We start from the raw sequence: 13078 nt of genomic DNA, 5'->3' as shown, positions 1-13078 counted from the left end.
AGAAAGCAATCTCAAATCAGTAAAAAGTTTTAGGCCTGTTGTTACAAAACAAACGCTAAAACAACTGTTTCCTACTTCTCTTCTCCCGTAAACAACCGTTCCAACTGTGAATCGGTGTAGTCTTCCACAAACCCGATGATGTTGTCATAGTCAGGGAACTCGTCTTTGGGGTGCATGGTGGTGATGACCAGACAATCCATACCAGCGTTCAGAGCGGCTTCCACGCCTTTGGGCGCATCTTCCAACACCAGGCAATCTTTGGGGGCAATGCCTAACTGCTCAGCGGCTTTCAGGAAGGTCTCAGGGTGGGGTTTGCTTTTGGTCACGTCATCGGCGCTCACCAAGGCGTTGAAGTAATGCCGTATATTCAGGTTGTCTACCACGAAATCAATGTTGAACGTGATGGCAGCGGTGGCAATGGCCATCTGGATGTTCTGCTCGGCGGCTCTTTTCAGGAAGGTGTCCAGGCCTTTGATGAGTCTGAGGTGCGAGATGTATGCTTTCTGGTAAATTTTCTCTTTTTGCACCGATAACCGGTCGGCTTCGTCCTGAGTGAAGCGGTCTTCCCCGAAGAAGCGGGCCAGAACTTCGCTGTTCTTGCCGTACATCTGGGCCGCTACCTCTTCGCGGCTAAAGGAGCCTTGTAAATCATTGTTCAGGATCTGGTGCCAAGCTTCAGTATGGAAGTCCATGTCGTCAATCATGGTGCCGTTCATGTCAAACAGAAACGCTTTGTAGGGGAGAGTATGCATGTAGGTGAGAATTTTAAGTTCTAGTAGGGGTACGAAGATTACAAAAAAGCGGGCCCTGTAAGAGCCCGCCTTCCTGCATTATCCTTTTCTGATTCTGCCCTGTTCTCCCGAAAGAGAGGCAGAATCAGCGGCTTATTTCGCTAACGCTTGCTTGCGCTCCATCACTTTTTGCACCGCTTTGATAATGTGCTCATCATCCAAACCGTACTTCTTCATCAATTGCTCTGGGGTACCGCTCTCGCCAAAAGAATCGTTCACAGCCACGTACTCCATAGGTAGCGGCGTAGTTTTTGCCAGTAATTGCGCGATGCTGTCGCCCAAACCACCCAAGCGGTTGTGCTCTTCGGCGCTTACCACGCAACCTGTTTTCGCCACAGATTTCAGAATAGCTTCTTCGTCCAGTGGTTTAATGGTGTGAATGTTGATGATTTCTGCGGAGATACCCATCTCGGCCAGTTTCTCCCCGGCTTTAATCGCTTCCCATACTAAATGACCCGTGGCGAAAATGCTCACATCAGTACCTTCGTTCACCATCCAGGCTTTGCCAATCACAAATTCCTGGTCGGCGGGCGTGAATACCGGAATCACCGGCCGGCCGAAGCGCAGGTACACCGGACCTTCGTACTCGGCGATAGCCACCGTGGCAGCTTTGGTCTGGTTGTAGTCACACGGGTTGATGACGGTCATGCCGGGCAGCATTTTCATCATGCCAATGTCTTCCAGAATCTGGTGCGTAGCACCGTCTTCGCCCAGCGTTAAACCGGCGTGTGAAGCGCAGATCTTCACGTTTTTGTCTGAATAGGCAATAGACTGGCGAATCTGGTCATACACCCGGCCGGTAGAGAAGTTCGCGAAGGTGCCCGTAAACGGAATCTTGCCGCCAATGGTCATACCCGCCGCAATGCCCATCATGTTGGCCTCGGCAATACCCACTTGCACAAAACGCTCAGGGAATTCCTTGATGAAATCGCCCATTTTCAAAGAGCCCACCAAGTCGGCGCAAAGGGCTACTACGTTTTCATTTTTCCGGCCGGCTTCCACCAGCCCCGCCCCGAAACCAGAGCGCGTGTCTTTAGATTCTGTATAAGTATATTTTTTCATTTTGATGTTTTCAGTTGAAGCCCCATGTAACAGGGCAATTAAAAGAGGAAGCTTTTCAGGCTGTTTTTAGAAAAGGAGCCCGAAAAACAGCGTTCTTACTCTAAAAAGCAGACTAGTAATCCTGCATGTTGCTGGTCAATTGACCGAGCGCAAGGGAAAGCTGCTCATCATTAGGTGCCACGCCGTGCCATTTGTGCGAGCCCATCATGAAGTCCACACCGTGGCCCATGTTGGTTTGCATCAAGATCATAATAGGTTTGCCTTTGTAGGCTTTGGCTTTGGCCAGTTCCAGGGTTTGGATCACATTGCCCAGGTCATTGCCATTCATTTCCATGACATCCCAGCCGAAAGCTTCCCACTTGGCGCGCAGATTCCCTAGATCCAGGACTTTGTTAGTAGGGCCATCAATCTGCTGGCCGTTCACGTCTATGGTAGAGATGAGGTTGTCTACTTTGTTGTGCGGCGCGAACAAGGCAGCTTCCCAAATTTGGCCTTCCTGCAACTCGCCATCGCCGTGCAACGTGAATACCAGCCCGGGATCATTGTTCAGTTTCTTGGTTAAGGCTGCGCCGATGGCTACCGACAAACCCTGTCCCAGTGAGCCTGAGGCGATACGTACGCCTGGCAGTTCTTCATGCGTGGTGGGGTGGCCCTGCAGGCGGGAGTCCAGCTTGCGGAAGGTCTTCAGCTCGCTCACGTCAAAGTAGCCGGAACGGGCCAGCACGCTGTACCAAACCGGCGAAATGTGCCCGTTGGAAAGGAAGAACAGGTCTTCGCCCTCGCCGTTCATGTTGAACTCAGGGGAGTGGGTCATGACCTTGAAGTAAAGGGCCACCAGAAAATCGGTGCAGCCCAGTGAACCGCCCGGGTGCCCCGACTGGCAACCGTGGACCATTCTTACAATGTCGCGGCGCACTTGTTTGGCCACCTGTTCCAGCTTGTCTAGCTGCATTGTTGCATTTTCTTCTGTTTGCATATCGTTTTAGTTGTCAAATTTTTCTGAGCCTCGGGCTGTGTTGTAGTACCGGGAGTAAGAATCTTTAAGCCTATAGTAAAGAGGTAAACTTGAATTGGTTACTAAAATAAGTGTAATAATAACAATTATTTTATTTAGGAGGTAATATCCGCTCCCAAATAAAGGTATAAACTTTTATGCAAACGTTGGCATAAATCACATATTTTCTGAAATCGGGACAAGAACGAACGTTGCACTCTCCTATAATTTGCGCTTTGGCGCCGAAGCTTTAGTTTAGCGGTATGACGGAATTTAGAATTATCACGAAAGCCTTTGCCGAGCTGTCTCCGCAGGAACTCTATGATTTGCTGCAACTGAGAAGCGCCGTGTTTGTGGTGGAACAGAACTGCGTTTTCCTGGACCCCGACGGGTTAGACGCGCCCTGCCATCATTTGCTTTTTTACCGAGGCGAGACCCTGGAGGCATATGCCCGTCTGGTACCAGCTGGAGTTTCTTACCCTGAACTATCTATTGGGAGAATTATCACCAGCGCTGCCGTGCGTGGTTCGGGTGTAGGGCAGCAGTTGGTGCAGAAAGCCATTGAAGAAACGTACCGGCTGTTCGGCCAAGGGCCGATTAAGATTGGCGCGCAGCTGTACGCAAAGAAGTTTTATGAACGCTTCGGGTTTGTGCAGTCCAGTGAGGTGTATGACGAAGATGGCATTGACCACATCAAAATGATTAAACCGTACCAGGCATAGTGCTGGCAAAACAGAGGGGGTTTGATTGGTTTTGAACTGTTTTCTGGCAAAGAAGGCTTAAACAGATGTCTTTGTGCTTTCTGACCTAGTCTGCTTGCCAGAATAGTAAAAATCAGTTTTAGGGCTATTTTTGCGGAAACAGCTTCAACGCGGAAGCAACAAGAAAGTTTTGGTTAATTGTCGGGCACTTTTTGAAACAGACACGTAAAAAGGAGACCGACGTAAACCAGGGCAAATCACATTTTTGACAGCTTTAAAGAAAAACAATATGGCACCACGCGGCAGTTTCGATGATGAATATGGTTACGATGAGGACGACCTCAAGGGTAATCACTTTGACGATGAGTTTTCCTTGGATGATGATGACGATGATCTGTTGGGAGACAGGGGCGGTTTCGGCGCAGACGATGACGAGGAGGTGAATCTTCCCTATGAGGGCGAACTCTTCAACGAGATGCTCAGCAAATTGCACGGCACGCTCATCATGTACGGCGAAGATGACCCTAAACTGATGGATCTACAAGCCGAGCTCCTGCAAATTGACGCTGACAAACTGGGCACCGCCACCGATGATATGTTTTATCTGGAGGAAGCCAGCCATATTGCCAAAATACTCAAGAAGCACGTGGGCGAATCGCCTAAAATCAAGGAGATCCATGACAACTTCATGAAAGACATTGTCCGTTTTAGTGATGAGTCTGCCGAAGGCCATTCTGGGGATTATTACCTGGAAGACGAAGAGTAGAAGGTAGGAATTTAAAAGAGAAAGCCCTTGCGAGCAAGGGCTTTCTCTTTTCTGAATAAAAAAGCAGGGCATCTGCATTTCAGCTTGTGGCGGTAGAGGCACCTTCCTGAAAGATTAGCTTGTTTTGACGCTCTTTTTCAAAAGTACCCTTAAAAAGGAAGAGGCACCTACTTGGTGCCTCTTCCTTTTTACATTTAGCTTTGGTTATTGCTTCACAATGCGGAGTACTGTCACCACATCATTTTCCCGTATTTTCACTAGATACGTGCCTACGGCTGCGTCTGACAGGTCTAGCTTCTGTACGGCGCCTCCTGTCATGGTTAATGTTTTTACCAGTTTTCCGTTTAGGGCATAGATTGTGATTTGCACGTCAGAAACAGACATTGGCGTCAGGTCCAGGTTGAGCACGTCTGTGGTTGGGTTGGGGTACGCTTTCACTACCACCGGGGCATTGTTGCTTTTGGTTTCCACGGCAATGGTCTTGCTGTACTCAAACTTTCCGTTGAAATCTACTTGCTTCAGACGATAGTAGGTGGTACCGGTGGCGGTTTTGCTGTCCAGGAAGTTGTAATCCCGGCGTACGTTGCTGTTTCCGGCCCCGGCCACTTTGCCAATGGCCTGGAAGTTCTTGCTGTCTGCGCTTCTTTCTACCTGGAAATACTCGTTCTCTTTCTCTGAGGCGGTTGCCCACTTCAGTTCTGTGCCGCCTTTCTGCGCCTTGGCGGTAAAGGTGAGCAAGGTTACCGGAAGCGGGGTCACCACCGCCGCTGAACGATAAGAGTATTCATCATTGGTGGTTTGTAAGGAGGCAGCTCGTCCTCCGTTGTCTGTATCGAATAAGTCAATCAAACCATCTTTATCTGTGTCATGGTAATAGATGCTGGTCTTGGTGAGGTAAGCAGGATAGCCATTGATCAATTGCAGCCAATAAGGTGTACCTGAAGCATCTTTTTCTGAATTCACGTACCAGCCTTTGGAATTAGCTTCCTCAAACAGGCGGGCGCGCTCCATCAGGTCGTCCTGGGAGACGCCATCGGCATTATCATCAAAGGCTTCTACGTAGTCCAGGGAAAAGTCTCCGTCGCTGTCCCGGTCCAGATAGTCTGGAATGCCATCTTTGTCTGTATCTACGGGAGAAATGGCTTGTCCGCCCGGGGTGGTGGGGTCATACCCGTCGCTTAGGCCGTCAAAGTCACTGTCTGTTCCCAGCCCGTTTATGTAGTTGTTGGTGGGTTGCGCTTCGTAGTTGTCTAAGATACCGTCATTATCAGAATCAATGTCTGTCTGGTCAACAAAGCCGTCGCCGTCAGTGTCAGGGTTGGGGAAGATGGAGATGCCATTGTTGGGGCCAGTTTGAGCCGCAATTGGCATTCCGTTCGCGCTTACAGGGCCTATGAAAATACCTTGGGCCGCGTTGTAATAAGGGCTGGTAGGTACTTTCCCTCCGTTTGCTTCTACCGCGTTCGGAATTCCATCTCCGTCCTTGTCAATGTCATAGCCTCTCATCAATCCGTCTAAATCCAAATCAAACACATCATTGATGTCATCATTGTTTTTGTCAACGAAAGCGCCATACACGGGGTGTACCAGATCTTTGTCTAAGAAGTTGGGAATGCCATCACCGTCATTGTCACCAAGTACGTTGAAGCCGGCATCTGTGGCCTCTGCCAGTACCCCGTCATTGTTGACATCTATGTCATCTTTGTCTGGCACTCCGTCGTTGTCCCAGTCACCTGAAATAGAATAGGTGAAGGTGCTCTGAGAGATACCGCCTACCACATCAGTAGTTTCAATGGTAAGGGTGTACGTGCCTGGTACCAGGGAATACTTATAGTCAACGGCTAGCTCGCCGTTGTTGCCCAGGCGAACTCCGGCAGGTAAGGTGCCATTGATTACGGTTGCGTTGGCAATAGGGCCATCTGGGTCTGTTATTGCCGCAAGAACTTCTCCTTCTTGCAACCTGAACATGTGTTTGTTGGCTTGTAATACTTGCGGTGTTGCCTCGCGGTCTACAGAGGTAATATATACCAGCGTAGTGTTGTTGCCGTTTTTACTGTTGCCGCCGTTAGGGTCAAACTCATTAGCCGCATATTTATAGGCTATGCTGTTCAATACGCCTATGGCGGTGGGCTGTGCCAGCAGGGTCAGATTTTTAGACTCATTGCTGCCCAGGTTCCCTATAGTCCAGATACCGGTGGCTGGGTTGATGCTGGTACCGGCGTCTGGTACTCCACTGCCAGGGACCAAGGTAAGACCTTCGGCTACTCCGGCGGCTATGACTACACCGGTAGCGGCGTCTGGGCCAGTGTTGGTAGCCGTGATGGTTACTTTATATTGACCACCTACATAATACGGACCGCTCACAATGGTGCTGCTCAAGGCAATGTCTGCCGAAGCTACGCCCTGGATGCTGGCTGTCTGGCTGTTGTTAGAAATGATGTTGTCATACTGGCCAGAGGCAACAACAGAGGCAGTGGTATTGAAAGTGGCGGCACTTTGTGATTTTACTTTGATTACCAATGTCTCAGCGTTCTCAGCGCCCGGTAGTATGTCAGAATCAAAGGTCCAACGGCCAGTGGCCGGATTGTACGTACCAGAGGAGGCGGTGGCGCTCACAAAAGTAAGACCGGCGGGAAGCTTATCTTCAATGACTACTCCGGTGGCGGCATCAGCGCTGTTGTTCTGTACCTTCACCGTGAACGTGGTTTCCTGACCGTTGTAGAACGTGGGACTAGCCGCTGTGTTTGTTACCGCCAGTTCGGCCACAGGTACTACATTGAGCAAAGCAACGGCCGTATTGTTTTCTGTTACGCCATCATATTCGTTCTGACCTGTGACGCCGCCGCCCAAGTGCAGCTCGCCCGTCTTGTTAGGAACGCCTTTTACTTCCAGGGTCTTAGATTCTCCCACGGCTAAGGTTCCCACTGTCCAAACACCAGTCATGAGATCGTAAGCCGTTCCGGCTGGAGCTACCAAACTACTAGGGATGAAGTTAAGGTTACCGGTGCGGGTGTCTTGCCCCACTAAGTTGGTGACTGCATCTGGTCCGTTGTTGGTTACCGTGATTCTGAAGGTAGCTTCTGTTAGGTTATGGTAGTACTTTCCTTCGGGATCATTGCTGGCGACTGTGATAGAAGTAGCCACCTCTGCCTTCTTGTGTACTAGAACAGCGGTAGTGGAAGTGTTGTTAGAAGTTACATTGTCTGCTTGCTCCGGTGTTCCTGTTCTGGTGGCGGTAAAGTTGTAGTTTTTGTCCCCGACAGCATTCAAGTCTACCATAGGTATACCTGTTAGGAACAATTCTGTAGAAGCGCCTGCTGCGAGCATGGGAATGGTCCATACTCCGTTGGAATAGGTTCCTACTTTAGGATTCACATTGTCTAACGTAAAGCCAACCGGCACTAGCGCACTTATGTTTACATTGGTAGCATTATCTGGGCCGGAGTTGGTTAATAATACCCTGAAAGGGACTGCATCTTTGGTGTAGTATTCAGGTTTAGGGGTGGAAACTGCCACGGCAATGTCTGCTGTGATCACACCAGAGCCAGCTTGTATGGAGTTAGAGGCACTGTTGTTGCCCATTACGTTGTCATACTCATCATGGGTCTGCGTGGCAGTGGTAGTGATGACCGCGCTTTCTTTGATAGTACCATTCACGGTCAAGGTAGCGGTTGCGCCGCTGGCTAAAGTGCCTACTGTCCAGACCAAGTCGCCGGAAACGGTATTGATGCTACCAGATCCCATAGAGACGTTTCCATTGCTAAAGGTCATAGCCGTAGGGAAATGGTCGGTGACCACTAGATTGGTGGCAGGGCTTGGTCCGTTGTTAGTCACTTTTACGGTATAAGTAACCGTTTCGCCATTCACGTAAGTAGGACCGGCAGAGGGAGAAACCGTGTTGGTGACGGCTACATCTGCGGTGGCTTTTACGGTAATGGTGCTGGCTGCGGTATTGTTGCTGCTTTGGCCATCATACTCTGTGTGGGTCTGGCTAGAGTTTAAGGTATAGCTTCCAGTAGCAGCGGCTCTAGCCGTTATGGTAAGTGTTTGAGAGGCGCCAGAGCCCATGGTGCCTACCGTCCAGGTACCGGTGCTAGCGTTGAAAGTTCCTAAGCTGGCAGTAGAACCCACAATCACCAAACCTGCCGGAATCTGATTAGCTACAGAAACATTGGAAGCATTGTCTGGTCCATTGTTTACCGCTTTGATGGTGTAGGTTACCAGTTCGCTTTGGCCTGGAGTAGGAGTAGACACCGCGCTGGTAACCGCTACATCTGCTGCCGGAGCCACTGTGATGGTATTGGAAGCAATGTTATTGTTGGCATTCTCGTCCAGTTCTGTCGTGCGGGTGTTCAATGAGGCCGTGGTGGTGATCGCTCCCAGAGAAGATGCTTTGGCAAGCAAGGTCAATGTTCTGGTTTCGTTCACGGCCAGGGCGCCTATTGTCCAGGCGCCGGTAGTAACATTATAACCCGTTGGTACGGTGCCTTGCAGTGTCAGACCGGTAGGTAGTTTGTCTGTAACTACTACGCCTGTGGCAGCGTTAGGCCCCAGGTTTCTGGCGGTAACGGTATAGGTTACAAGATCTCCGTTGGTATAAGTGGTCTTGTCGCTTACGTTCTTTACTTCAATATCAGCGGCAGCCTGAACGGTGATGGAAGCAGTGGCGCTGTTGTTGGTAGCCACATTGTCTGCTTCTGTATGGGTTTGGGTGGCAGTAGTGGTAATAGTGCCCAAAACTAGAGGTTTGGCTGTAAGAGTCAACGTTTTAGAAGCACCCACCGCTAATGAGCCCACATTCCATGCGCCTGTGCTGCTGTTGTAGTTGGTGGCATCTGATGAACTCACAAATTCTAGTTTGGTGAGGTCTAATTTGTCTGTTACCACTACATTGCTGGCGGCAATGGGGCCGTTGTTGGTAGCTGTAACGGTAAAAGTAAAAGGTTTGCCTATGGTGTATGGAGCGGTAGCAACTGTGTTGCTGACGGCCACATCTGCGCTACAGTCATAGGTGAAGGTGGCGCTTTGGGTAGTTGAAGCCGTGTAGCCGTACGTCCAGGTATTGACGGTTTTCAAGTCACCGGCCGTGGTGGTGGCAGAGCCCCACCGGTGTGCACCCGCGGAGGAGGAAACCCCAAACAACTCTGACTGAGGTGAAGGGAAGGAAGCTACAGGAAGATTGGAATCATCCCAGAAAAGGAGACCGTCATAGTTGGTGCCTGCCATTGGCCTAACATCCTGTACTCTGAAACCATCGGCATTCGCTTCGGCATCCCACACCGGGAAATGGATAGGGGCACTGTTGTTGCGGAAAAAGTAGTTAAGCGTAGTGTTTTTGGCTACCACCTGGTTCAATCCATTCAAGCCATTCCACTCAACCGTACGGGTGCCTTTGCCCCCGGTAGACTCTAGGAGTACATCGGCGGTGCCAGGCTGAAAGCCAGCTACTCCGTTCAGGTTAATCAAAACCAGGAAAGTGCTGCTTTCAGAAGTGTTTAGATTGAAGGTCGATTTACCGCCACTGGTAGAGGTGTTACAGCTAGAAGTTACGTCTACTTCAAACGTAGGAGCGGTGGCACTTGGCCAGATAGTAGGGTCTGGGTCATTCACGAAGTTGAATAACTCTGGATAATCTGTTTGGGCATTTTGGCTTTTTCTTCTTTCGGTGTCAGTTGTTCTGCCGGTTGTAGAGGTAGAACCAAAACGGTTGGTCACAAACCGGAAAAAGTTTTGCGGAGCAATACCTGCCAATTCTACTTTCTTAACAAAATATCTGTTTGCCTGATCCTCGCTGGGGATCAAAGGGTACATGTTGAAGTTCTTGGAAAATACGTTGGCAGTGCCACCCGCTGAGAAAGACCATAGTTTACTGCGCATACGTCCGGGTTTCTCAGTGCCTGTTGCGTCAATAACTGTGAAATCCCACAGATCATATACTGAGAAAAGCTGGCCGTCTGTCATGTTGGCTTCACCTACCTGGGTAAACTCTACCCAATAGTCTTGGTCGCTACCTGTACTATTGGTGAACCATAATGGCGTATATCCACCCGTGTTACGGGTAGTTGTGCCTTGTGTAAAGCTAGGGCCAATATTTGCTTGGGTGGGAGTGGCTATTACACCTGCCTGTCCGGTATTTAGCAACATTTGCCTAGTAGAACTCTGGTTACGCGTAAGCGTAGTGGTCTGCACAACAGTACCCACCTGATCAGAGCTGGAAGCTGCCCTTCTGATGGTGATGATTAAATCACCTTGATTGGCAGTGGTTTGGTCATGAAGAGCTCTACGGACGCCATACATTAAGCGCTCTCCATTCTTTACTCTAATATAGAGTCTATGATCTGCAGAGAAGCTAGCTCCGTTGCGGCTAAACGTAGAAGGCTTCAGGAAGCTCAAGGAAGTGATGGCAACCCCAGACGCACTAGGGAAGTTGGCGTCATGGGCCAGATAACCGGCCTTGTCATTGGCGGGATCTGTGAGGGGAGCCGTAGACGTGTTGGGGGTAAGTTGCTTTGATCCTTCACCGTGCATGGTGAGGGGAAGTAGAATCAAGGCGAAGACCAAAAGACGTAAAGTTTGGACCATAAAACTAATTTGAATTGGATAATCTATGTCTGTTTCTTCTTTGTTTGAAGGGAGAAAATGAAACAAAATATAGATTTGGTTAATGTTTTTGTCTCTTTATTTTTTGTTAGTGACGCAAATTTATGCAATTCATTTTAGTGTCTCTTCTTTTTCGATGAATTATATAAATTTAACGATGAATTGATTTTCAGCACTTTGTGAAGTATGAGGGTAATATTGGTGCTTATTTATGTGTTCTTTAAATATATAATAACTACAATATTTAAAATATAGGTTCTATTTTGGGCTGTAATTTATTTATATGATATTTTTTATTTTTAGAATAATTATATTAAATGTGTGATATTGAATAATATAAATCTGGTATGTTCTTGTGAGTGTTGTAATTGTGTTTTTAGGGCTTTGTCAAGTGCTTAGGAGTTTTCGGCCTGTTTTATGGAAAAGGAACCAAAAAGGAGCTGCTAGGCTGCGGCTATTTTTATGTCTTCTGCTTTTCCTGCGTTTTCTGGAAAACCACTCCGAAACAGAAAATCAACGGAAACTTATAAGTGACGTATTTGGAAAGATCTACTTAGTGGCTAGTGGGTTGCGGAAGCAGTCCTAGGCTAACTGCCTCGCTTGAGCCTACTCTACTGTCTAGATGAAGCTATGAAAGCATTCTATACCATTTTGCTGCTCTGTCTTTCTAATCTGTTCATGACCTTTGCCTGGTACGGGCACCTGTACTTCAGGAAATTTTCTGCCCTGCAGAAACTAGGCCTACTGAGCGTTATACTGATTAGCTGGGGATTGGCGTTCTTTGAGTATATTTTTCAGGTTCCGGCTAATAAACTGGGCTACTACGAGAACGGAGGCCCCTTTTCGCTGTTCGAGCTGAAGACCATGCAGGAGGTCATCTCCCTAACCGTTTTCACGCTGGTGACCGTGTATGTTTTCCGGACCGAGAAGCTGGCGTGGAACCATTTGGTAGGATTCGCACTGTTGATACTGGCAGTTTTCTTTGTCTTCAAAAAGTGGTAGACCAAGAGTGTCCCGTAGAATGGTTACCTTAGCCCATTCCTAATTGAAAGAGTACATGCAGACCGAAGAAATCTCATATCAGGAAAAAATTCGTGAACACCAGCTCAAGATAAAGCAGGTGTTCAGAGAGATGAGCAAAGTGGTGGTGGGGCAGCAATACATGGTCAATCGGCTGTTGATTGGCCTTTTTACCAACGGGCACATCTTGTTGGAAGGGGTGCCGGGGCTGGCCAAGACCTTGACCATCAACACGCTGGCCAAAGTATTGCACCTCAACTTTCAGCGTATTCAGTTTACCCCAGACCTGTTGCCGTCAGACTTGGTGGGCACCATGATCTATAACCAGAGTTCCTCAGAGTTTGAAGTAAAGAAAGGCCCTATCTTCGCTAATTTGATCTTGGCAGATGAAGTAAACCGCTCGCCCGCTAAGGTGCAGAGTGCGTTGCTGGAGGCCATGCAGGAGAAACAGGTGACCATTGGCGAGAAAACCTACCGTCTGGATTTGCCTTTCCTGGTATTGGCCACCCAAAACCCGGTAGAGCAGGAGGGGACTTACCCGCTGCCCGAGGCTCAGGTAGACCGTTTCATGATGAAGGTGTACGTGGACTATCTCTCCAAAGCCGATGAGCTGGAGGTTATGCGCCGCATGTCTAACCTGTCTTACAGCAGCACGGTGAACACCATCCTCACCAAGCAAGACATCTTTGACATCCGGAACGAAATCAACCAGGTGCAGATCTCGGAGACCCTGGAGCGCTACATCATAGAACTGGTGTTCGCTACCCGCCGCCCCGCCGATTATGACCTGACCGACTTCGCACAATACCTGCAGTATGGCGTATCGCCGAGGGCGAGCATTGCGTTGAACCTGGCCGCCAAAGCAGTGGCCTTCTTTGATGAACGGGATTATGTGCTGCCCGAGGATATTAAGGAAATTGCTTCAGATGTGCTTAGTCACCGCGTCATCCTGAACTATGAGGCTGAGGCAGACAATGTGCAAACTAAAGATTTCATTGAAGCTATTCTTAGAACGGTGCCCATTAGTTAAAGCGGTAGAGCGAAGCAAGACATTTTATAGAAAACGGAAAGAGCAGCCCTTTAGAGCTGCTCTTTCTGGTTTTAGGTTGTTTTCATGAAAGAAGGTTTAAAACAAAAAAAGCCC

General features: G+C 48.9%; 8 protein-coding genes. 4 read left to right on the top strand and 4 right to left on the bottom strand.

All coding sequences use genetic code 11. The features are described 5' to 3' along the window. Window positions 1-71: 71 nt before the first annotated feature. The 3 genes from ACY0JR_RS08930 to ACY0JR_RS08920 form a co-directional block, all read right to left on the bottom strand. On the bottom strand, window positions 72-752 hold the full coding sequence (locus tag ACY0JR_RS08930; RefSeq protein WP_462633638.1) for an HAD family hydrolase: 681 nt from the start codon (window positions 750-752) through the stop codon (window positions 72-74). 132 nt (window positions 753-884) lie between these two features. Next, on the bottom strand, window positions 885-1853 hold the full coding sequence (locus ACY0JR_RS08925) for a transketolase family protein (RefSeq protein WP_462633637.1): 969 nt from the start codon (window positions 1851-1853) through the stop codon (window positions 885-887). Window positions 1854-1965: 112 nt separating this feature from the next. Then, entirely contained in the window at window positions 1966-2829 is an 864-nt protein-coding gene (locus ACY0JR_RS08920) for a transketolase (RefSeq protein ID WP_462633635.1), read from the bottom strand. A gap of 281 nt (window positions 2830-3110) precedes the next feature. On the opposite strand from ACY0JR_RS08920, the gene ACY0JR_RS08915 reads away from it, so the two are divergent. Both ACY0JR_RS08915 and ACY0JR_RS08910 read left to right on the top strand, forming a co-directional pair. Then, the gene (locus ACY0JR_RS08915) at window positions 3111-3569 is read left to right on the top strand and encodes a GNAT family N-acetyltransferase (protein ID WP_462633633.1); all 459 of its coding nucleotides are present in this window, start codon (window positions 3111-3113) and stop codon (window positions 3567-3569) included. A gap of 268 nt (window positions 3570-3837) precedes the next feature. Beyond that, on the top strand, window positions 3838-4314 hold the full coding sequence (locus ACY0JR_RS08910) for a hypothetical protein (protein ID WP_462633631.1): 477 nt from the start codon (window positions 3838-3840) through the stop codon (window positions 4312-4314). A gap of 204 nt (window positions 4315-4518) precedes the next feature. On the opposite strand, the gene ACY0JR_RS08905 is transcribed toward ACY0JR_RS08910, so the two are convergent. Continuing rightward, window positions 4519-10896 carry a T9SS type A sorting domain-containing protein gene (locus ACY0JR_RS08905; RefSeq protein WP_462633629.1) on the bottom strand — a complete coding sequence of 2126 codons (6378 nt, stop codon included), beginning with the start codon at window positions 10894-10896 and terminating at the stop codon, window positions 4519-4521. Between the two features lie 648 nt (window positions 10897-11544). Between ACY0JR_RS08905 and ACY0JR_RS08900 the strand changes: the two genes are divergently transcribed. Continuing rightward, entirely contained in the window at window positions 11545-11916 is a 372-nt protein-coding gene (locus tag ACY0JR_RS08900; RefSeq protein WP_462633627.1) for a DMT family protein, read from the top strand. A gap of 55 nt (window positions 11917-11971) precedes the next feature. Then, window positions 11972-12964, top strand: a complete 993-nt coding sequence (locus ACY0JR_RS08895) for an AAA family ATPase (protein ID WP_462633626.1) — start codon at window positions 11972-11974, stop codon at window positions 12962-12964. Window positions 12965-13078: the final 114 nt, after the last annotated feature.

Source organism: Rufibacter sp. JT3400010, assembly GCF_054956755.1.
Note: the sequence above shows the minus strand (reverse complement) of the source record. Positions and strands in the feature narration are given on the sequence as shown.